Annotated in this window: 16 protein-coding genes and 2 pseudogenes; 8 read left to right on the top strand and 10 right to left on the bottom strand. The window is 70.7% G+C overall.

Annotation, left to right across the window (positions count from 1 at the left end; all coding sequences use genetic code 11):
• The first annotated feature begins 215 nt into the window (after positions 1-215).
• The gene (locus ACZ4EG_RS05115; protein WP_390707437.1) at positions 216-1745 is read left to right on the top strand and encodes a helix-turn-helix domain-containing protein; all 1530 of its coding nucleotides are present in this window, start codon (positions 216-218) and stop codon (positions 1743-1745) included.
• Positions 1746-1812: 67 nt separating this feature from the next.
• On the opposite strand, the gene ACZ4EG_RS05110 is transcribed toward ACZ4EG_RS05115, so the two are convergent.
• Positions 1813-4128: a Dyp-type peroxidase gene (locus tag ACZ4EG_RS05110; RefSeq protein WP_467789589.1), complete on the bottom strand. Its 2316-nt coding sequence runs from the start codon at positions 4126-4128 to the stop codon at positions 1813-1815.
• A 136-nt stretch (positions 4129-4264) separates the two neighbouring features.
• The gene (locus tag ACZ4EG_RS05105; protein WP_467789588.1) at positions 4265-6151 is read right to left on the bottom strand and encodes a galactose oxidase-like domain-containing protein; all 1887 of its coding nucleotides are present in this window, start codon (positions 6149-6151) and stop codon (positions 4265-4267) included.
• Between the two features lie 243 nt (positions 6152-6394).
• On the opposite strand from ACZ4EG_RS05105, the gene ACZ4EG_RS05100 reads away from it, so the two are divergent.
• Entirely contained in the window at positions 6395-6784 is a 390-nt protein-coding gene (locus ACZ4EG_RS05100; RefSeq protein ID WP_390707440.1) for a hypothetical protein, read from the top strand.
• A 53-nt stretch (positions 6785-6837) separates the two neighbouring features.
• Here ACZ4EG_RS05100 and ACZ4EG_RS05095 read toward each other — a convergent pair whose 3' ends face one another.
• Positions 6838-7266, bottom strand: coding sequence for a DUF6299 family protein (locus tag ACZ4EG_RS05095; RefSeq protein ID WP_453555368.1), 429 nt, complete (start codon positions 7264-7266; stop codon positions 6838-6840).
• Between the two features lie 243 nt (positions 7267-7509).
• On the opposite strand from ACZ4EG_RS05095, the gene ACZ4EG_RS05090 reads away from it, so the two are divergent.
• Positions 7510-7698 carry a DUF5999 family protein gene (locus ACZ4EG_RS05090; protein WP_363299341.1) on the top strand — a complete coding sequence of 63 codons (189 nt, stop codon included), beginning with the start codon at positions 7510-7512 and terminating at the stop codon, positions 7696-7698.
• A 43-nt stretch (positions 7699-7741) separates the two neighbouring features.
• Here ACZ4EG_RS05090 and ACZ4EG_RS05085 read toward each other — a convergent pair whose 3' ends face one another.
• Together ACZ4EG_RS05085 and ACZ4EG_RS05080 are read right to left on the bottom strand one after the other, a co-directional pair.
• Positions 7742-8140, bottom strand: a complete 399-nt coding sequence (locus tag ACZ4EG_RS05085; RefSeq protein ID WP_363299342.1) for a RidA family protein — start codon at positions 8138-8140, stop codon at positions 7742-7744.
• A complete protein-coding gene (locus ACZ4EG_RS05080; protein ID WP_467789587.1) occupies positions 8137-9273 on the bottom strand; it encodes an acyl-CoA dehydrogenase family protein in 1137 nt (378 codons plus the stop codon). Before ACZ4EG_RS05080 ends, ACZ4EG_RS05085 begins: the two co-directional genes overlap by 4 nt.
• Before the next feature lie 146 nt (positions 9274-9419).
• Between ACZ4EG_RS05080 and ACZ4EG_RS05075 the strand changes: the two genes are divergently transcribed.
• The 4 genes and pseudogenes from ACZ4EG_RS05075 to ACZ4EG_RS05060 form a co-directional block, all read left to right on the top strand.
• Positions 9420-11012, top strand: a complete 1593-nt coding sequence (locus tag ACZ4EG_RS05075; protein ID WP_467789586.1) for an AMP-binding protein — start codon at positions 9420-9422, stop codon at positions 11010-11012.
• A gap of 15 nt (positions 11013-11027) precedes the next feature.
• The gene (locus tag ACZ4EG_RS05070; RefSeq protein ID WP_363299345.1) at positions 11028-11840 is read left to right on the top strand and encodes a PaaX family transcriptional regulator; all 813 of its coding nucleotides are present in this window, start codon (positions 11028-11030) and stop codon (positions 11838-11840) included.
• 111 nt (positions 11841-11951) lie between these two features.
• A pseudogene (locus tag ACZ4EG_RS05065) lies at positions 11952-12218 on the top strand (adenylyl-sulfate kinase); the annotation flags it as partial.
• Positions 12206-12382 (top strand): annotated as a pseudogene (locus ACZ4EG_RS05060) (elongation factor 1-alpha C-terminal domain-related protein); the annotation flags it as partial. The pseudogenes ACZ4EG_RS05065 and ACZ4EG_RS05060, both read left to right, overlap by 13 nt.
• Here ACZ4EG_RS05060 and ACZ4EG_RS05055 read toward each other — a convergent pair.
• Together ACZ4EG_RS05055 and ACZ4EG_RS05050 are read right to left on the bottom strand one after the other, a co-directional pair.
• Positions 12366-14648, bottom strand: a complete 2283-nt coding sequence (locus ACZ4EG_RS05055) for a bifunctional salicylyl-CoA 5-hydroxylase/oxidoreductase (protein ID WP_467789585.1) — start codon at positions 14646-14648, stop codon at positions 12366-12368. The pseudogene ACZ4EG_RS05060 and the gene ACZ4EG_RS05055 sit on opposite strands and share 17 nt — an antisense overlap.
• 81 nt (positions 14649-14729) lie before the next feature.
• The gene (locus ACZ4EG_RS05050) at positions 14730-15557 is read right to left on the bottom strand and encodes an enoyl-CoA hydratase family protein (RefSeq protein ID WP_453555378.1); all 828 of its coding nucleotides are present in this window, start codon (positions 15555-15557) and stop codon (positions 14730-14732) included.
• 295 nt (positions 15558-15852) lie between these two features.
• Between ACZ4EG_RS05050 and ACZ4EG_RS05045 the strand changes: the two genes are divergently transcribed.
• Complete coding sequence (locus tag ACZ4EG_RS05045; protein WP_390707447.1) at positions 15853-16305, top strand: ATP-binding protein; 453 nt, start codon at positions 15853-15855, stop codon at positions 16303-16305.
• On the opposite strand, the gene ACZ4EG_RS05040 is transcribed toward ACZ4EG_RS05045, so the two are convergent.
• From ACZ4EG_RS05040 to ACZ4EG_RS05030, 3 genes are all read right to left on the bottom strand, one after another.
• Complete coding sequence (locus ACZ4EG_RS05040; RefSeq protein ID WP_467789584.1) at positions 16265-17725, bottom strand: amino acid permease; 1461 nt, start codon at positions 17723-17725, stop codon at positions 16265-16267. The genes ACZ4EG_RS05045 and ACZ4EG_RS05040 overlap by 41 nt on opposite strands.
• A 112-nt stretch (positions 17726-17837) precedes the next feature.
• Positions 17838-18869 carry an ornithine carbamoyltransferase gene (argF, locus tag ACZ4EG_RS05035; RefSeq protein ID WP_467789583.1) on the bottom strand — a complete coding sequence of 344 codons (1032 nt, stop codon included), beginning with the start codon at positions 18867-18869 and terminating at the stop codon, positions 17838-17840.
• A 63-nt stretch (positions 18870-18932) separates the two neighbouring features.
• Positions 18933-20156 carry an arginine deiminase gene (locus ACZ4EG_RS05030; protein ID WP_453555385.1) on the bottom strand — a complete coding sequence of 408 codons (1224 nt, stop codon included), beginning with the start codon at positions 20154-20156 and terminating at the stop codon, positions 18933-18935.
• Between the last annotated feature and the right edge of the window lie 58 nt (positions 20157-20214).

Genomic DNA, 20214 nt, shown 5'->3' with positions numbered 1-20214 from the left:
GGGCCGAATGGTCATGCCCGGACCGAATCCACCGCCTCGATATTCAGTGGCATGGCCCACACAGCACACACGGGATGTTATTCGCAAATCAGTACGCAAGACTCCTGTACGATATAACCTGACGAATCCCCTTCATCCAGAAGTGCACTGACACCTCATCACCCGAATGGACCCCCCAACGGGCGCCATCTCATATCTGAGATAGCCTCAGCCTCATGGCAGACGACTACCTCGTACGCATCGGCAAGCTCATCCGTGACGCCCGGCAACACCGTGGCTGGACACAGGCGCAGCTCGCGGAAGCGCTCGGCACAAGTCAGAGCGCTGTCAATCGCATCGAGCGCGGCAACCAAAACATCAGCCTTGAGATGATCGCTCGAATCGGTGAAGCCCTGGACAGTGAGATCGTCTCGTTGGGCTACGCGGGCCCGATGCATCTGCGAGTGGTCGGCGGCCGCCGGCTGTCCGGGGCCATCGATGTGAAGACCAGCAAGAACGCCTGCGTGGCCCTGCTGTGCGCGACCCTGCTCAACAAGGGCCGCACGGTGCTGCGTCGGGTCGCCCGGATCGAGGAGGTGTACCGCCTGCTGGAGGTGCTCAACTCGATCGGCGTGCGGACCCGCTGGATCAACGACGGCGTCGACCTGGAGATCGTGCCGCCGGCCGAACTCGACATGGACGCCATCGACTCCGACGCGGCCGTGCGCACGCGCTCCATCATCATGTTCCTCGGCCCGCTGCTGCACCGTATGGACGGGTTCAAGCTGCCGTACGCCGGCGGCTGCGACCTCGGCACGCGGACCATCGAGCCGCATATGATCGCGCTGCGCCGCTTCGGGCTCGACATCGCCGCCACCGAGGGCCAGTACCACGCCCAGGTGGACCGTTCCGTACGGCCCGACCGGCCCATCGTGCTGACCGAGCGCGGCGACACCGTGACCGAGAACGCGCTGCTGGCCGCCGCCCGGCACGACGGCGTCACCGTCATCCGCAACGCGTCCTCCAACTACATGGTCCAGGACCTCTGCTTCTTCCTGGAGGTGCTGGGCGTCAAGGTCGAGGGCATCGGCACGACGACCCTCACCGTGCACGGTGTGCCGGACATCGACGCCGACGTCGACTACTCCCCCTCCGAGGACCCGGTCGAGGCGATGAGCCTGCTGGCCGCCGCGGTCGTCACGGAGTCCGAGCTGACGGTGCGCCGGGTGCCGATCGAGTTCCTGGAGATCGAGCTGGCGGTCCTGGAGGAGATGGGCCTCGACCACGACCGCACCCCGGAGTACGTCGCCGACAACGGCCGCACCCGACTGGTGGACCTGACCGTGCGGCCCTCCAAGCTGGAGGCGCCGATCGACAAGATCCACCCGATGCCGTTCCCGGGCCTGAACATCGACAACGTCCCGTTCTTCGCGGCCATCGCGGCGGTCGCCCAGGGCAAGACGCTGATCCACGACTGGGTCTACGACAACCGGGCCATCTATCTGACGGACCTCAACCGCCTCGGCGGCCGGCTCCAGCTCCTCGACCCGCACCGCGTGCTGGTCGAAGGCCCGACCCGCTGGCGCGCCGCCGAGATGATGTGCCCGCCCGCGCTGCGGCCCGCCGTGGTCGTGCTGCTGGCGATGATGGCGGCGGAGGGCACCTCCGTGCTGCGCAACGTGTATGTCATCAACCGGGGTTACGAGGACCTCGCGGAGCGCCTCAACTCGATCGGGGCGCAGATCGAGATCTTCCGGGACATCTGACGTCCCGGATCGGAACGACGGACCGGCCCGGCGAAGCTCCGCCGGGCCGGTCGGTTCAGTCAGGTGGTCAGGCCTCGCGGAACCACGCCGTGTTCGGGCGGTCCTCGCGGAGCAGGGTGTCGGCGTGGCCGAAGCCGTCGGCGATGCTGATGAGGCGGTACTGCCGGTCGTGGAAGACCCAGGTCCAGGTCTGGCCGTTCATCCGGTACTTGCCGGGGACGAAGTGGAAGGCGTCGACCTTGGTGACATCCCGCAGGGAGGTCCACTGGGTCAGGTCGCGGTCGCTGCGGACCACTTCGTCGGTGTGCATGCCGCCGTCGGCGATGGAGATCAGACGGTAGCGCCGGCCCTGCGCGGTGGTGTGGAAGAGCCAGTACTGCGTCTTGCCGTCGACGCGACGCTGGTCCGGCACCGGCAGCACCGCGTCGACCCGGGTGACGTCCTTGAGGGAGCGCCAGGCGCTGAGTGCCCGGTCGTCGCCGACGCTGCGGCTGGCGTGCCGGGCGTCGCAGGAGATGTAGATGCGGCGGTAGACCTGGGTGCCGCCCACCGTGTGGAAGAGCCAGTAGCTGCTCTCGCCGTTCACGGACTGCTCGTCGGGGACCGGCACGATCGCGTCGACCTGTTCGACCCCGGCCAGCGCGGGCCAGGTGGAGAGGTCCGCGGCGGTGTCCACGACGACGCCGGTGCGGTCGTCGCTGCCCGTGGTGAGCGCACCGGTCTCGGCGGCGCCGGTGCCGACGACACGGACGGTGCGGCCGGAGAAGGTCCAAGCCCGCTCCTCCGTGTCCGGCCAGGGCAGGATCTCGTCGACCGGGCCGGGTTGCACGGGCGGCTGCGGCGGGCGGGTCTGTCCGGTGCCCGTCGTCGTCCACTCCTGGCTTCCGTTCTGCGTGCCGCCGATCGAGGTCGCGGCCTGCAGCCGGCCCTGGGTGAGGCCGCGCAGGGTGGTGATCGACGGGGTGAAGGCGTAGACGGAGCCCTCGGTGGTCACGAAGGGCCGGAAGGACAGCACAGTGGTCTTCCGGTCGCCGTTGGTGCGGCTCTCGAAGGCGATCTCACCGGTGGTGACGTCGGGCAGCAGACCGCTGATCATCGGGTCCGGTCCGGGCATGGGGTCACGGTCGTGCGGGAAGTTGGGGTCGTTGACCCAGTCCGCCTGGATGAACTCGAACTGACGGGCCAGGTCGGCCTGGTAGCAGACGAAGACCAGGCCGCGTGGCTCGTCGGGGCCTCCCCCGTCCTCGTTGGCGGGGTCGAACGGGGCGCCGAAGGGGATGCCGCGCCGGATGATGCGGCGTACGTCCATGAACTTCTCGTCGACCGGTTCGCCCTTGTCGACCAGTCCGTCGCGCGGGGCGGTCTTGCGCAGATGGGAGAAGAGCGGGGTGATGACGCCGTCGGGGTCGTCCCTGAAGCTGAGGTCGTTGTCGGCATCGGTGCCGGGCGGGGGCGCCGCGTCCGGGAACCTGGCGACCGAGGCGCCGCAGCGCCAGCGGCCCACCAGACGGGCGGCGAGCCATTCGCTCTTCGTGTCCTGGCCGACCACCTTGGCTTCCCGCAGCTTCTGGAGTTCGGTGCCGACCTGTGCCCACCAGCCGGGAACATCCTGGCCGAGACGCCGTACGACCTGGAAGGAGCCGTACTTCATCCAGTCGGGCGCGCCGTCGGGCAGGGGGGTGTCGTCGGTGCCGAGGACGAACTGGCCGGCCGGGATCATCCGGTCGCTCTTGGCCTTCGCCGGGTCGTCGAAGCCGATCACGGCCGGTTCGCTGACGCCGTCCTTGAAGCCGAAGTGCTCCTTGCCCCGGCGCTTGCCGGGCAGCGTGGCGCCGTTCTGCTGGTGGACGATCAGCACGCCGGCCCGGGAAGCGGCCTCCAGCTGCCGGTTGAGTTCGGTGTTGCGGTCGGTCTCCAGGTCGGCGGCGATGGTCAGCACGGCGTGGATGGGCGGGCGGTGGTCGGCGCCGAAGGCCCAGTTCGCCGGTGCGTTGCAGCCCTTGTCGCCGAGGGCCCCGGCACGGGTGGCGGACCCCTGCACGAACGCCTCGACGGTGCCGCCGAGGGGCACGTCGGCGAACACCTCGGTCTTGCCCGTCAGGCGCTGCAGCCCCGCATGGGTGAGGCTCAGGCCCAGCCAGGTGGCCTTGAGGTTCTTCGGGTCGTCACCCGCGGAGGCCTCTCGGGCGTCGTGGAACTTGGCGTTGAAGTTGGCGACCTGTTCCGTGGTGGCGATCCGGGGGACCAGCTCCGTCAGCCAGTTCCGGGCGGCGGCCACATCGCCGAACTGGAGGAAGAGCAGGGTCATGTAGTCCTTCTTGAACCCGGCGAGGATGTCGCCCTGGATCTCTGTGCTGTCGCGCAGCGGTAGTTGAGCGGACATGGAACTCCCTTGGTGGGACGGACGAGGGGAGGAACCGGACGGCACCGGGCAGCGGCAGGGGCACCGCCGCCCGGGAGTCCGGCGGCAGGGGACGAAGACGAAAGCGTCGGGGACGGAACGTCAGGGGACGGCGGATTCAGGGACGGAGCTGGACCCACTTGGCGACGCTGGGCACGCCCCGCTGGTCGAGCAGGAAGAGCAGGTAGTACCCGGGCGGCGCGTCGTTGGCGGACGGCGGGGTCGTCAGTTCGAGCTTGTTGCCGGCGCGGCTGGAGATGTCCAGTTCGATGCGGCGCTGGCTGGTGTCCACGGAGTGGGTGGAGGTGATGGGCGCCATCAGGACGGCCTTCGCGGCCCGGGTGGGCGTGGCCGTGCTGACCCTCAGCCCGGCGTTGTAGCCCACGGTCGGGTTCGCCACGTCCGTCAGCGTCGGGCGGTCGCCCTGGTGCAGATACGGCGGCTCGTAGATCTCGATGGTGCCGTTCATCCCGGACTTGATGTCTGGGTTGTTGGCGATCTCCTGGAGCTCGTCGCCGGTGACCATGATGCGGCCGTCGGGCAGCAGCACGGCGTTGGAGTGGTAACCGCGGGGCAGCCGCTGGACCGGGCCGAGCCGCCAGGCGCCGTCCAGGCCGCGTAGTTCGGTCTGGCGGTACTTCTCGTCGGCGTTGGGGTTGTACAGGCCGTTGCCGTAGTCGCGGATGTCGTAGCCGCCGTTGACGGTGAACAGCCGGCCGTCGGGGAAGATCAGCGTGTCGTCCTGGGTGCGGCCGAAGGCCCGGGAGGTGCCCTCGGTCCAGCGGCCGCCGGAGAACTTGTACGTCTTGGGGTCGTTGCGGTCGCCGCCGAGGATCAGCACGGAGTCGGGGCCCTGGCCCTTGGTGGTGCTGGGCAGGGCCACCGCCGAGCCGTAGTTGCGCATGCCGCCGCCGGGGCGGCTGAGCAGCGGATGGCTGGTCTCGGTCGCCGGGTCGAAGACGAACTGCTCGTTGTAGTTGCGGCCGAAGCCGTAGATCCTGCCGTCCCGCAGCGAGAACAGATGCGGATAGTCGGCCATGTACTCCGCGTTGACCGGCCACTTGTCGAGCGCCTGGCCGACGGGCTTGGTCTTCGGGTCCGTCGAGACCGGGGTTGTCTTGGCCGGGAAGCGCTCGATCGTCATGGAGAGCTTGCCCCAGCCGGTGTCGCCGTGGCCGGAGGTGATGAACTGCCGGCCGTCGGCGCCGGTGACCACGGACGGGTACCAGCGGCCCTCGGCCATGTCCTGCTGCCGGTACCAGGTCTCGGTCCACGGGTCGAAGACCAGGGCGAGGTGGGCGCCGGTGCCGTGGTTGCCACCGAGGTTGCCGCCGAAGACGCCCACCATGCCGTTGGGCAGGTAGGAGTGCCCGGCGCAGAAGATCGGCGCGGCACGCGGTTCGTCCAGGCCGTCGTCCATGTTCACCACGGGCGGCGGTACGGCCTTGAAGGCGGCGGCGCCGGTGCCCTTGGCGGGGTCCCAGACATAGGCGCGTCCGGCGTTGTCGCGGCCGATGACCTCGGTGGGCGCGGTCTCCTTGTTGGGGCTGTCCTCGACGGCCTCGAAGGAGAACAGCAGGATCTTGCCGGTGGGCAGCAGGGCGACGTGGTCGCCGTAGTCCGGGCTGGCGAAGTAGTCGGTGAACTTCCCGAACGTGGCCGGGTCGAACGCCGCGTTCTGCTCCCGCTGCGAGTCGGTGAGCCGCTTGAGGCTGCGGTTCCGCATGGGCTGGGGGTAGCCCCGGTCGACGGCGCGCAGGCCGATGCGGTCGCGGGCCATCTGTTCGGCGCGGGCCTTGCCGAATGCCTTGACCTCGTCGGGGCGGATCTCCTCGGCGAGCTCCGCCTTCGAGATGTGCACCCCGTGCGGGTGCGGATCGGCCGGCCGTGCCGAGGACGGCAGGGGGACGAGACGGAACGGGGCGGCGCGGCCGGCGGGGGCGGTGAGTGACAGAACGACCGCGGCGCAGCCTGCCGCGATCGTCCACCTCCCTCTGCGGGGCATGGGGACTCCTCTTGGGGACACGGGATGCCCTGAGCCGGTACGGGGCACTACAGGGCGACCACGTAGAGTGACGGAATGGCGCCAGTAAATCACACAGCGTAGCGATAAGTGACCGCTTTCTCGAAAGATTGACCGCTTTGCCCCGATGGGGTGCAACGCTGCGTGTCCGGCGGAGGCCTGGACGGGACGACGGCTGCAATGGTCCAGGCCAGTCCCCCTGTCCCCTTTGCGAGGAGCACCCCCATGCCCCGAACACGTACCGCCGTCACCGTGGCCGCGGGAGCCGCGGCCCTGCTCGTCTGTGCCGCCCCCGCCGTGGCCGATCCACCCCAACCGCCGCACCACTTCTCGGTGTTCGTCCCCGGCGGTGCCGACGGCCGGCCGCACGAGGCGCTCTGCCCGGCCGCGCAGCACGCCTACAGCGGCGGATACACCATCAGCGCCAAGCAGGACGCGGTCCTCGGCACGGACCGGACCGATGTCACCGAGGACCGTATGAACGACCACGCCACCGGCTGGATCATCACCGCGCGCAAGGCCCAGACCTGGCCTTTCCTCAGCCGCTCGGCCCCGGCCGACCTGACGATCCACATCGCCTGCACGGACGACGTCATGAGCCACGGAGCGGCCTGAGCGCGCACGCGGCGGCCCGGCGCACCTGGTGCGCCGGGCCGCCGCGTGCGCGCTCAGCCCTGGCCGAGCGTCACCTCCTGCTCCTGGTGGGCGTGGAAGTACGGCAGCGGCAGACCGCCCTCGGGGCGCAGTTCCATCACGGTGGCCTCGACGCGGGCCGCGCCGGGCCGAAGCCGGTCCTTTTCGACCTTGCCGGTGTTCACCCAGGTGTGTGCGGCGCCGTCGCACACCGCCTCGGTGCCGCCGATGCCGTAGCGGACGGTCGAGGAGTCCTGGCCGACGGTGCTGCTGACGAACACCGGTCCCGTGCCGCCGGTGCAGCGATAGGTGCCGGAGAGGGTCACGGTGCCGTCCGCCGCGACGCGGCCCGTCGGATCGACGGTGACGGTCTCGTTCGGGTCGGCGGTCGCGGGGACGACGGCGGCGCAGAGCAGCGCGGCGGCTCCGGCGGCGGCCGCGGCGAGGGCGGGACGTACGGGCATGGGGGGCCTTTCCGATCGTGCAGTGGGGGGTTCCCACTGGTACCGGGCGGGCGCGGCACCGTGTGTGAACGTCACTCCATCGGGGGCGAGTCACGGCGGTCGTGGAACGGTCAGGGAGTTGTCCGCGAGTTGTCACACTTCGCTTCAGGCCGTTCCGAGGAGTTCACGAGGGGGGCATGGTCTACTCGTGCCGGGCGGCGAACAGGCCGCAGGCACCCGTCACATCCGACGCGGAGGTGTGCCATGTGTTCCCACCGGACCCCGACTCACGACAGCGGCGCCCCGCACATCGTCGCAGCCCACCCCGAGCAGGGCTGGAGCTTGCTGTGCGACGGGGGGATCGTCTTCGACGACACGGGTGAGCTGCACGCCGACGGCAGTGTCGTGCCGCCGCACCGGGCACCGGCCGAACGGCAGACGGTCGCCGCCTGAGCTCCGGTTCAGAAAGGCTCTGGAACTCCGGCTCAGAAAGGCTCTAGGACAGCACCGCGAAGCCGTCGAGCTCGACCAGCGCCTGCTCGTCCCACAGCCGTACGACCTCCACGACCGCCATGGCCGGATAGGTGCGGCCCGCCAACCGGCGCCAGATCCGCCCGAGTTCGGGGGCCTGGGTGCGGTAGGCGGCGACGTCGGTGGCGTACACGGTGACGCGGGCGAGGTCGGCGGGGGTGCCGCCGGCCGCGCGCAGGGCGGTGAGGAGATTGCCGAGCGCCTTCTCGAACTGCTCGGGGAGGGTGTCGCCGGTGACCTTGCCGTCGGTGTCGAGGGCGGTCTGGCCCGCGAGGAAGACCACGCGGGTGCCGGTGGCGACGACCGCGTGGGAGAAGCCGGCGGGCGGGGACAGGTCGGGCGGATTGACGCGCTCGGTCGTCACGGACGGGCCTCCCGGTCGGCGGTGGCGTACAACTCCTTGGCGATGATGCCGCGTTGGACCTCGCTGGCACCCTCGTAGATACGCGGGGCGCGCACCTCGCGGTAGAGGTGTTCGAGCAGATGGCCCCGCTCCAGCGCCCGGGCGCCGTGCAGCTGGACGGCCGCGTCGACGACGTACTGCGCGGTCTCGGTGGCCAGCAGCTTCGCCATTGCGGCGCGCTTGGGGACGTCGGGGGCGGACTCGTCGTACGCCGTCGCCGCCGCGTAGACCATCAGGCGGGCCGCCTCCGTGCGGAGCGCCATTTCCGCCACCTGATGAGCGATCGCCTGCAGATCCCTCAGCTTGCCGCCGAACGCGTCCCGTCCGGCCGTATGGACGAGGGTCGCGTCGAGCGCCGCCTGGGCCATGCCGACGGCGAAGGCACCGACGCTCGGGCGGAAGAGATTGAGTGTGCCCATCGCGACCCGGAAACCGCGGTCGACCTCCCCGAGCACGTCGTCCTCGGTCACGGGTACGGCGTCGAAGTCGAGGCTGCCGATGGGGTGCGGGGAGAGCATCTCCAGGGGCGAACCGGTGAGGCCGGGCCGGTCGGCGGGCACCAGGAAGGCGGTCACCCCGCGGGAACCGGCATCGGGGGTGGTCCGCGCGAAGACGGTGTAGAAGTCGGCCTCGGGGGCGTTGGAGATCCAGCACTTCTGCCCGGTGAGCCGCCAGCGCCCCGCTCCCCGCGGTTCCGCCCGCAGGGCGAGCGCCGCCGCGTCCGAGCCCGCCCCCGGCTCGCTCAGCGCGAACGCGGCCACCGCGCTGCCGTCGGACACCCGGGGCAGCCAGCGGTCCCACTGAGCGGGGGTGCCATGGGCGTGGACCGGGTGGGCGCCGAGACCCTGGAGGGCCAGGGCGGTCTCGGCCTCCGTGCAGACCTGGGCCAGGGACTCGCGCATCAGACAGAGGTCCAGCGCGCCGGAGGTGAACAGGCGCGACAGCAGACCGAAGCGGCCCAGTTCCGTAAGGAGCGCCCGGTCGACCCGGCCGGGCTCACCCTTCTCCGCGAGCGGGCGCAGCCGCTCCGCGGCCAGGGCGCGCAGCTCGGCACACCAGGCGATCTGTTCCGGTTCGAGCGAGAATGCGGGCACTGCCGGTCCTCCCTCCACGGCGGGCCGCCATCGACCCCCATTCGACGGTATCGCGTACTGTTGACTGCCGTCACCAACACGATACGCTCCTTGCGCGAGCGCACCACGAGCCCACGCGAGCCCACCAGGCAAGGGGGCGAACCGTCATGAACGTCTCGGCGCACGTCGACGCCTTCGCGCGCGACAACCTGCCACCACCCGACGAGTGGCCGGAGCTCCACTTCGACCTGCCGGAGCTGCACTACCCCGAGCGGCTGAACTGCGCCGTCGAGCTCCTGGACCATGCCGACCCGGCGCGTCCCGTGTTCCACGCGCCCACCGGGGACACCTGGACCTACGGCGACCTCCGGGCCCGCGTCGACCGCATCGCGCATGTCCTCACGCGCGACCTGGGCGTGGTCCCCGGCAACCGCGTCCTGCTGCGCGGCCCCACCACGCCCTGGCTCGCGGCCTGCTGGCTGGCGGTGCTGAAGGCGGGCGCGGTGGCCGTCACCGTGCTGGCCCAGCAGCGCCCGCACGAACTCGGCACGATCTGCTCCATCGCCCGGGTGGGCCACGCGCTGTGCGACATCCGCGCCGTCGACGACCTCGCCAAGGCCGAGATCCCCGGGCTGCGCATCACGACGTACGGCGGTGACGCCCCGGACGACCTCCTCAACCGCCCGGCGCCCGGCACCCCGTACCCCGCCGTCGACACCGCGTCCGACGACGTCGCGCTGATCGCGTTCACCTCCGGCACCACCGGTCGCCCGAAAGGGTGCATGCACTTCCACCGGGATGTGCTCGCCATAGCGGACACCTTCTCGAAGCATGTGCTCAAACCACATGTGGACGATGTCTTCGCGGGCAGTCCCCCGCTGGGCTTCACCTTCGGTCTCGGCGGGCTCGTGGTGTTCCCGATGCGGGCCGGCGCCAGCGCGCTGCTCCTCGAACAGGCGACCCCCAAGCGGCTGCTGCCCGCGATCGGTGAGCACCGGGTCTCGGTCCTGTTCACCGCGCCCACCGCGTACCGCGCGATGCTCGACGACCTGGACGGCCATGACATCTCGTCACTCAGACGCTGTGTGTCCGCCGGGGAGAACCTGCCCGCCGCGACCTGGCGGGCCTGGCACGAGCGCACCGGCCTGCGGATCATCAACGGCATAGGCGCCACCGAGCTGCTGCACATCTTCATCTCCGCCGCCGACGAGCGGATCAGGCCCGGGACGACCGGTGTTCCGGTGCCGGGGTGGCAGGCGCGCGTGCAGGACGCGAACGGGGATCCGGTGCCGGACGGGGAGGCCGGGCTGCTCGCCGTGCGCGGGCCGGTCGGCTGCCGGTACCTCGCCGATCCTCGGCAGCGGGACTATGTGCGCAACGGCTGGAACGTCACCGGCGACACCTACGTCCGCGAGGACGACGGCTACTTCCGCTATGTCGCCCGCGCCGACGACATGATCATCTCGGCCGGGTACAACATCGCCGGACCGGAGGTGGAGGACGCGCTCCTGCGCCACCCGGACGTGGTCGAGGCGGCGGTGATCGGGCAGCCCGACGAGGCCCGCGGACACGTGGTCGTCGCGTATACCGTGCTGAAGGAGGGCGCGGAGCGGGACGCCGACGCGCTGCGCGGTTTCGTCAAGTCCGAGCTGGCGCCGTACAAGTGCCCGCGCGAGATCGTCTTCCTCGACGCTCTGCCGCGCACGGCGACCGGCAAGCTCCAGCGCTATCGCCTCCGTACCGAAGGTGACCAGCCGTGATGCCGAAGACCTAAGATGATCAACGTGTCCGAGCAACACGCACCACGGTCCCTCATCGTCACGCTCTACGGCGCGTACGGCCGCTTCACACCCGGTCCGGTACCCGTCGCCGAGCTGATCCGGCTGCTGGCCGCGGTCGGCGTGGACGCGCCCTCCGTACGCTCGTCGGTGTCCCGGCTCAAGCGGCGCGGCCTGCTGCGGCCCGCCCGTACGGAGCAGGGCGCGGCCGGGTACGAACTCTCGCCCGAAGCACGGCAGTTGCTCGACGACGGCGACCGGCGCATCTACGCGACCGCACCGCCCGAGGACGAGGGCTGGGTGCTCGCCGTGTTCTCGGTGCCGGAGTCGGAGCGGCAGAAGCGGCACGTGCTGCGCTCCCGGCTGGCGGGCCTGGGCTTCGGCACCGCGGCCCCCGGGGTGTGGATCGCCCCGGCACGGCTGTACGAGGAGACCCGGCACACCCTTCAGCGGCTGCGGCTCGACCCGTACGTCGACTTCTTCCGCGGCGCGCACCTCGGCTTCGCGCCCACGGTCGAGGCGGTCGCCCGCTGGTGGGACCTGGCCGCGATCGCCAAGGAGCACGAGGCGTTCCTCGACGCGCACGAGGGCGTGCTGCACGACTGGGAGCGGCGCACGGACACCCCGCCCGAGGAGGCCTACCGCGACTACCTCCTGGCCCTGGACACCTGGCGCCACCTCCCCTACACCGACCCCGGCCTCCCCGTGCACCTGCTGCCCGCGAACTGGCCGGGCGCGCGGTCGGCCGAGGTGTTCCGGGGACTCCACGAGCGGCTGCGGGACGCGGGAGCCACGTTCGCCGGGCTGTGAGCCCGGCCACAACCAGCGTCCCTCATGGAACCCTCAGCTCCTTCCGTCCCTCTTCTCAGGTTTCCTACCGGCGTTCAACGAGCCGTACGCCCTGGTCAGAGAAGAGGACTGTTGCGCATGACCACCACGGCAAGGGCTCAGGGAGCCACTGTCTGGCTCACCGGGCTGCCGAGCGCGGGCAAGACGACGATCGCCCGCCTCCTGGGAGACCGGCTGGCGGCCGAGGGACACCGGGTGGAGGTCCTCGACGGCGACGAGATACGCCGCTTCCTCTCCGCCGGCCTCGGCTTCTCGCGGGCGGACCGGAACACCAACGTGCAGCGCATCGGGCTCGTCTCCGAGGTGCTCGCGCGCAACGGCGTGCTGCCGGCGCCGCCGAGCTGACGGCGAACGGCCTGGGCCGGATCACCCTGCGCACGGCCGAGCCGCTGGCCCTCGACGACTACGCGGTCTCCCGGCGCACCGGCGCGTTCATCCTGATCGATCCGGCGGACGGCGCCACGCTGACCGCGGGCATGGCCGAGGTCAACTCTCCAGGGTGAGCCGCGGCTTGGGGGCGTCCGTGCGTCCGGTCTGCGGGGGCCGGCTGCCCGCGCGGTACGGGTCGGGCCACGCGACGCCCGGACCTTCGTACCCCTGATCGGCGGCGGCGTGCAGTGTCCAGTGCGGGTCGTAGAGGTGAGGTCGGGCCAGCGCGCACAGGTCCGTACGCCCGGCCAGAATCAGGGAGTTGACGTCGTCCCAGGAGGAGATCGCGCCGACCGCGACGACCGGGACGCCGACCTCGTGCCGGATCCGGTCGGCGAACGGCGTCTGGTACGACCGCCCGTACTCCGGCTCCTCCTCGGCCACCACCTGCCCGGTCGACACGTCGATCGCGTCAACGCCGTGGGCGGCGAAGGCGCGGGCGATCTCGACGGCGTCCTCGGCCGTGGTGCCGCCCTCGGCCCAGTCGGTGGCGGAGATGCGCACGGTCATGGGCCGCTCCTCCGGCCACACCCCGCGTACGGCGTCGAAGACCTCCAGCGGGAAGCGCAGCCGCTTCTCCAGCGAGCCGCCGTAGGCGTCGGTGCGCCGGTTGGTCAGCGGGGAGAGGAAGCCGGAGAGCAGATAGCCGTGGGCGCAGTGGAGTTCGAGCAGATCGAAGCCGGCGCGGGCGGCACGCCAGGCGGCGGCGGTGAACTGCTCCCGGATGTCGGTGAGTTGGGCGCGCGAGAGCTGGCGCGGCAGCTGACTCTCGGGCTTGTACGGGAGCGGGGAGGCGGCCACGAGCGGCCAGTTGCCGTCGGGCAGGGGCTCGTCGATGCCCTCCCACATCAGCTTCGTCGAGCCCTTGCGCCCGCTGTGGCCGAGCTGCACGCCGATCGCGGTGCCCGGTGACCGGTCGTGCACGAACTCGGTGATCCGCCGCCAGGCCTCGCCCTGTCTGTCGGTGTAGAGACCGGCGCAGCCTGGGGTGATCCGGCCCTCCTCGCTGACGCACACCATCTCGGTCATCACCAGACCGGCGCCGCCGAGGGCGCGGGCGCCCAGGTGGACGAGGTGGAAGTCGCCGGGGATGCCATGGACCGAGGAGTACATGTCCATGGGCGAGACGACGACCCGGTTGCGCAGGGTCAGACCGCGCAGCCGGAAGGGGGTGAACATCGGGGGCGTACCGGGCGGGCAGCCGAACTCGCGCTCCACGGACTCGGTGAAGCCGGCGTCGCGCAGCCTGAGGTTGTCGTGGGTGACGCGGCGGCTGCGGGTGAGCAGGTTGAAGGCGAACTGGCGGGGCGGCTGGCGCAGGTACAGCTCGATGTTCTCGAACCACTCCAGGCTGGCGCGGGCGGCGCGCTGGGTGGAGGCGACGACGGGTTTGCGCTCGGTCTCGTAGGCCGTCAACGCCTCGGCCAGGGTGGGCTGTTCCTCCAGACAGGCGGCGAGCGCGAGGGCGTCCTCGACGGCCAGCTTGGTGCCGGACCCGATGGAGAAGTGGGCGGTGTGGGCGGCGTCGCCGAGGAGGACGATGTTGCCGTAGGACCAGTGTTCGTTGACGACGGTACGGAAGTTGATCCAGGCGGACTTGTTGGAGCGCAGGGGCCGCCCGCCCAGCGCGTCCGAGAAGATCTTCGCGCAGCGCTCGACCGACTCCTGCTCGCCGAGTTGGTCGAACCCGGCGGCCCGCCACACCTCCTCGCGCATCTCGACGATCACGGTGGAGGCGTCGGCCGCGTAGGGGTAGCCGTGCAGTTGCATCACGCCGTACTCGGTCTCGGCGATCTCGAAACGGAAGGCGTCGAAGGCGAAGTCCGCGGCCAGCCAGATATAGCGGCAGCGGTGGGTGGCCACATGGGGCTGGAACACATGGGTGTAGGCCTCACGGGTGGTGCTGTTCACGCCGTCGGCGGCGATGACGAGGTCGTAGGCCTCGGCGAGCCAGGCCGGGTACGGTGCCTCGCTGCGGAAGCGCAGCTCCACGCCCAGGTTGCGGCAGCGCTCGTGCAGGATTTCGAGGAGGCGTTTTCTGCCGAGGGCCGCGAAGCCGTGGCCTCCGGAGGTTTGGCGGGTGTTGCGGTGGACGATGTCGATGTCGTCCCAGCGGACGAAGTGTTTCTGCAGGGCCTCGTAGACCGTGGGGTCGGCGTGTTCGATGCCGCCGAGGGTTTCGTCGGAGAGGACCACTCCGAAGCCGAAGGTGTCGTCGGGGGCGTTGCGTTCCCAGACCGTGACGTGCCGTCCCGGATCGAGCCGCTTGAGGAGAGCGGCGGCGTACAGGCCGCCGGGGCCGCCGCCGATGATTGCGATGCGTTGGGGGTGGCCGGTCATGTGCGGCGGCTGCGGGTTCGATGTGGCTGGTCGCGCAGTTCCCCGCGCCCCTGGGGTTGGCACAGCTGAGGTCGGCATGAACTATCGCCCCCTCCACTTCGGAGGCCTCTTCTCCGTGAACGCCGCGTGGAACTCCGCGTAGTCCTCGCCGTTCATCAGCAGCGCCTGTGTCGAGGCGTCCAACTCCACCGCCGCCGCCATCGGCATGTCCAGCTCTGCTGTGAGCAGGGCCTTGGTCTGGGCGTAGGCGAGGGCCGGGCCGTTGGAGAGGCGGTGGGCCAGGGCGAGGGCCGCTTCGTCGGTGTGGCCCTCCTCGGTCAGTTCGCTGATCAGGCCGATCCGCTCGGCCTCCGCCGCCCGCACCGGCTCGCCGAGCATCAGGAGGCGGGTCGCGTGGCCGAGGCCGACCACGCGGGGCAGCAGATAGGCCGCGCCCATGTCGCCGCCGGACAGGCCGACGCGGGTGAAGAGGAAGGCGAAGCGGGCCGAGGGGTCGGCGATGCGGAAGTCGGCCGCGAGGGCCAGTACCGCTCCCGCTCCGGCCGCCACCCCGTGCACCGCCGCGATCACCGGGAACGGGCACTCCCGTACGGCGCGCACGACCTGCCCGGTCATCCGGTTGAAGTCGAGGAGTTGCGCGGTATCCATGGACAGCGTCGCGCCGATGATCTCGTCGACGTCGCCGCCGGAGCAGAAGCCGCGGCCCTCCCCGGTCAGCACCAGGGCGCGGACCGACCTCTCGCGGGACAGCTCGGCGAGCAGGTCGCGCAGGTCGGCGTAGGCGCCGAAGGTGAGGGCGTTGAGTTTCTCGGGGCGCGCGAGGGTGACGGTGGCGACTCCGTCGGCGATCTCCACCCGCAGATGCTCCCAGTCGGAGGTGCGGGCGGCGGAGCCGGTGAAGGGACTCATGACGGCGGCCTCCCAGGGCGGCGGTGCCTCACGTAGCTCTACCCCACGAAGCTATCACCCATTTATGACTGTCGTCACGAGCACGCGACACGAGTGGCGCATTTGGCCGAGTGCGGTCACGCCGGTCACGGGTCGTCGACAGGGAGGTAACAGTGGGAGCGGCCGCGCTAGGCGCAACGTGGTAGCGGGTAAGCCGCCCGGTACCGGGGCCACAGGCCCCCTGCGGTGCCCCTTGAGAGACGCTGAAGCGGGGCGCCGTACCATCTCTTGGGTTGAAAGCAGGACAGCCTGCTCCATGAACGGAACCGCCTTGTACGAGAGCCCCTCCGCCCCAGCCTCGTGGCGCATCGCGCTGCCGCACACCGCCGCCGCGGTGCCGGTGGCGCGTGCGCTGGTCCGTACGGCACTGGCGGAACTGGAGCATGCGGCCGACAGCGACACCGCTGAGCTGCTCACGGCCGAGCTGGTCGCCAACGCGGTGGAGCACACCTCGGGCAACGGCCCGATAGAGCTGGTGGTGGAGCTGCGGCCGACCGGCTGCCAGGTCGAGGTGCACGACCCGGACCCGGCGCCGCCCGGCCATTTGACCCGGCCCGTCGTCGAGCAGCCCGACCCCTGGCAGGAGCACGGGCGCGGTCTGCTGCTGCTCCGCGCCCTCAGCTCGTCCTGCGGCCACCGCCCGACCGAGTCGGGCAAGGCGGTCTGGTTCAGACTGCCTGTGGTACCGCGTCAGCGGCGTCCCGCGTGACCTCGGCGTCCCGCGCCGTGGTGAGCGTGGAGTTCCGGCGCCCGTAGAGGACGTACACCAGGAATCCGGCCGCGAGGAACACCGCGAACTGGATCCAGGTCGTCCAGCCCGTCTCGTACATCAGGTACAGGCAGAAGCCGACGCCGAGCAGCGGGACGACCGGGTAGAGCGGTACCCGGAAGGAGCGGACGAGGGCCGGTTCGCGGCGGCGCAGGGCGATCACCGTGATGTTGACGACGGCCATGATGGCGAGCGTGCCGATGGTGCACAGGTTCATCACGGCGTCCAGCGGGGCGAGGGCCGCCGGGAGGGCGAAGACGACCGCGACGATCAGGGTGCCGGCGACGGGCGTGGAGGTCCGGGGCGACACCTTCTCGAAGACGCGCGGGATGAGTCCGTCCCGGGACATCGACATCAGGATGCGGGTCTGGCCGTACATCACGGCGAGCACGACGGAGGCGATGGCGACCACCGCGCCGAAGGCGATGACCCCGCCGCCGATCGCCGAGCCGGTGACCTGGTTGACGACGTAGGAAAGGGCGGCGGGCCGGTTCGCGACCCGGTCGCCGCCGACGGCGCCGATGGCGGCGACGGCGACCGCGCAGTACAGCAGGGTGACCAGGCCCATGCAGACGAGGATCGCGACCGGGATGTCGCGGCGCGGGTTCTTCGCCTCCTCGCCGGCGGTGGTGATCGCGTCGAAGCCGATGTACGAGAAGAACGCGGCCGTGGTGCCGGCGCCGATGCCGCCGAGCCCGGCCGGGGAGAACGGGGTGAGGTTGCCGTGCTTGAAGGCGCTGTAGCCGATGGCGCAGAAGGCGACGAGGATGGCCAGCTTGACCGCGGCCATGGCGGCGGTGGCCCGGGCGCTCTCGCGCACACCGCGTACCAGCAGCCCGGAGGCCAGGGCGATGACGATCACGGCGGGGACGTTGACGATCCCGCCGTCGGCCGGACCGGCGCAGAGCGCGGCCGGGAGCTGCAGGCCGGTGAGGCTGTGCAGCAGTTCGTTGACGTACTGGCTCCAGCCGACGGCGACGGCCGAGATCGAGATGCCGTACTCCAGGAGCAGGCACCAGCCGACCAGGAAGGCGGTGGACTCGCCGAGGCCCGCGTAGGCGAAGGAGTACGACGATCCGGAGACCGGGATCGCGCCACCCAGCTCGGCGAAGGAGAAGGCGGTGAAGACGCAGGTGATCGCGGCGAGGATGAAGGAGACGACGACCGCGGGACCGGCCTGGGCGACCGAGTCGGAGAGGCCGACGAAGATGCCGGTGCCGACGATCGCGCCGACGCCGAAGCAGATCAGCTGGAAGAGGCCCATCGTGCGCTTGAGGCCGTGGCCTTCGCGGTCGGCGCCGGACTCGGCGATCAGCAGGGCGGGGGACTTGATACGCAGCTTGGTGGGCTGAGCGGGCATACGGGTGGTGCTCGTTTCTGGTGGTGCGGGCGCGATCCGGTGTCGATCGCTGCGGCGGCCGTGGCAGGGGTGGCGCCGGGCCGCCGGACAGGATAAGGCCTGGTGAGGCCGGTCAGGCAACGTCGCGCGCGGCAGGCCGCCCGAGGGTGGCCACCAGGACGGCCTTGATGGTGTGCATCCGGTTCTCCGCCTCGTCGAAGACGACGGAGTGCTCGGACTCGAACACCTCGTCGGTGACTTCCAGCTCGGTCAGTCCGTGCCGCTCGTGGATCTCGCGGCCGACGGCGGTGCCGAGGTCGTGGAAAGCGGGCAGGCAGTGCAGGAACTTCACCTGCTCGTTGCCGGTGGCGCGGAGCACGTCCATGGTCACGGCGTACGGGCCCAGCAGCGCTATGCGCTCGTCCCAGACCTCCTTCGGCTCGCCCATCGACACCCATACGTCGGTGGCGATGAAGTCGGCGCCGCGCACGCCCTCCTTCACGTCGTCGGTGAGCGTGATCCGGGCGCCGGAGGCACCGGCGAGCTGCTGGGCCACCTCGACGATGGTGTCGTCCGGCCACAGCAGCCGGGGCGCGACGATCCGGACGTCCATGCCGAGCAGGGCGCCGGTGACGAGGTAGGAGTTGCCCATGTTGTAGCGGGCGTCGCCGAGGTAGGCGAAGGCGGTCTCGGTGAGCGGCTTGTCGCTGTGCTCGGTCATGGTGAGCACGTCGGCGAGCATCTGGGTGGGGTGCCACTCGTCGGTGAGGCCGTTGTAGACGGGGACCCCGGCGAAGGCGGCCAGCTCTTCGATGACGCCCTGTCCGTGCCCGCGGTACTCGATGGCGTCGAACATCCGCCCGAGGACCCGGGCGGTGTCCTTGACCGACTCCTTGTGGCCCAGCTGCGAGCCGGAGGGGTCGAGATACGTCGTCGAGGCGCCCTGGTCGGCGGCGGCGACCTCGAACGCGCACCGGGTGCGCGTCGAGGTCTTCTCGAAGACCAGCGCGATGTTCCTGCCCCGCAGGTACTGCGTCTCGGCCCCCGCCTTCTTGGCGGCCTTCAGCTCCGCGGCCAGCTCGACCAGGCCGCGGAACTCCTCCCGGGTGAAGTCCAGCTCCTTGAGGAAGTGGCGGCCGGCGAGGGCGGTCGGGACTGTCGCCATGGGGGGCGCTCCAGGGGTACGAGATCACAGGACGGCTGGAAGTCTATACGACAGACCACATTTCTATACAGCATCCCGTTCCACCGGACAGCTCATACAGCGCGGCCCGCCTCTGCCCCGGCCCAGCTCGCTGCCCGGGATCTCGATGACCTCGATGCCCTGCTTGCGCAGATGCGTGTTGGTGGTGGAGTTGCGCTCGTAGGCGACGACGACGCCGGGCTCGACGGCGAGGACGTTGCAGCCGTCGTCCCACTGCTCGCGCTCGGCCGCGTGCACGTCCTGCGTGGCGGTCAGGACACGGATCTCGCTCAGCCCGAGGGAGGCGGCGATCGCCCGGTGCATGTGCTCCGGCGGATGGTCGGTGACCTTGAGCTCCTTCTCCACGGCGCCGGGTTCGATGGTGTACGAGCGGAGCATGCCGAGCCCCGCGTACTGGGTGAAGGTGTCGCCGTCGACCATCGTCATCACGGTGTCGAGGTGCATGAAGGCGCGCCGCTTGGGCATGTCGAGCGCGACGATCGTCCGCGCCGAGCCCGCGGCGAACAGCTTGTGCGCGAGCATCTCCACGGCCTGCGGGGTGGTGCGCTCGCTCATGCCGATCAGGACGGCGCCGTTGCCGATCACCAGGACGTCGCCGCCCTCGATGGTGGACGGGTAGTCGGCCTGGCCCGCCGACCAGACGCGGAAGGCTTCGTCCCGGAACTGCGGATGGTGCCGGTAGATCGCCTCGAAGTGCACGGTCTCGCGCTGCCGGGCGGGCAGGCGCATGGCGTTGATGGCGACCCCGTCGTAGATCCAGGCGGAGGTGTCCCGGGTGAAGAGGTGGTTCGGGAGCGGGCCGAGGAGGAAGTCGTCCAGGTCCATCACATGGAAGCGGACGGAGGTGGGCTCCTCGTGCGCGTCCAAGAACTCCCGCTTGGTCATGCCGCCGACCAGGGCCGCGGCCAGTTCGCGCGCGGGCAGGGTCTCGAAGGCCGCCCGGAGGTGGTCGGTGGCGAGGGGGCCGTACTCCTTCTCGTCGAAGACCCGGTCCAGGACGAGCGTCCTGGCCTCCGGGATCTCCAGGGTCTCGGCGAGCAGGTCACCGAAGAGGTGGACGGTGACACCGCGGTCGCGCAGCACGTCGGCGAACCCGTCGTGCTCGGCACGCGCCCGGCGCACCCACAGCACGTCGTCGAAGAGGAGGGCGTCCTTGTTGCTGGGGGTGAGCCTTTTGAGCTCAAGATCCGGCCGGTGCAGGATGACGCGGCGCAGCCGCCCGGCCTCGGAGTCGACGTGGAATCCCATGCCTCCATCCTGACCACAGAAGACCGCCTTCACCCTCTGCTCGACCGTTTCGGAATCT

It is taken from the genome of Streptomyces sp. NPDC025638, assembly GCF_055558775.1.
This window is presented reverse-complemented; position numbering and strand designations above follow the sequence as displayed.

Excerpts from the sequence above, each read along its gene's own strand:
- ACZ4EG_RS05055 (WP_467789585.1), bottom strand. The coding sequence starts at position 14,648 with ATGACCGGCCACCCCCAACGCATCGCAATCATCGGCGGCGGCCCCGGC.
- argF (WP_467789583.1), bottom strand. The coding sequence starts at position 18,869 with ATGGCGACAGTCCCGACCGCCCTCGCCGGCCGCCACTTCCTCAAGGAG.
- ACZ4EG_RS05070 (WP_363299345.1), top strand. The coding sequence starts at position 11,028 with ATGATCAACGTGTCCGAGCAACACGCACCACGGTCCCTCATCGTCACG.
- ACZ4EG_RS05105 (WP_467789588.1), bottom strand. The coding sequence starts at position 6,151 with ATGCCCCGCAGAGGGAGGTGGACGATCGCGGCAGGCTGCGCCGCGGTC.
- ACZ4EG_RS05030 (WP_453555385.1), bottom strand. The coding sequence starts at position 20,156 with ATGGGATTCCACGTCGACTCCGAGGCCGGGCGGCTGCGCCGCGTCATC.
- ACZ4EG_RS05115 (WP_390707437.1), top strand. The coding sequence starts at position 216 with ATGGCAGACGACTACCTCGTACGCATCGGCAAGCTCATCCGTGACGCC.
- ACZ4EG_RS05075 (WP_467789586.1), top strand. The coding sequence starts at position 9,420 with ATGAACGTCTCGGCGCACGTCGACGCCTTCGCGCGCGACAACCTGCCA.
- ACZ4EG_RS05090 (WP_363299341.1), top strand. The coding sequence starts at position 7,510 with ATGTGTTCCCACCGGACCCCGACTCACGACAGCGGCGCCCCGCACATC.
- ACZ4EG_RS05110 (WP_467789589.1), bottom strand. The coding sequence starts at position 4,128 with ATGTCCGCTCAACTACCGCTGCGCGACAGCACAGAGATCCAGGGCGAC.
- ACZ4EG_RS05050 (WP_453555378.1), bottom strand. The coding sequence starts at position 15,557 with ATGAGTCCCTTCACCGGCTCCGCCGCCCGCACCTCCGACTGGGAGCAT.
- ACZ4EG_RS05100 (WP_390707440.1), top strand. The coding sequence starts at position 6,395 with ATGCCCCGAACACGTACCGCCGTCACCGTGGCCGCGGGAGCCGCGGCC.
- ACZ4EG_RS05095 (WP_453555368.1), bottom strand. The coding sequence starts at position 7,266 with ATGCCCGTACGTCCCGCCCTCGCCGCGGCCGCCGCCGGAGCCGCCGCG.
- ACZ4EG_RS05040 (WP_467789584.1), bottom strand. The coding sequence starts at position 17,725 with ATGCCCGCTCAGCCCACCAAGCTGCGTATCAAGTCCCCCGCCCTGCTG.
- ACZ4EG_RS05045 (WP_390707447.1), top strand. The coding sequence starts at position 15,853 with ATGAACGGAACCGCCTTGTACGAGAGCCCCTCCGCCCCAGCCTCGTGG.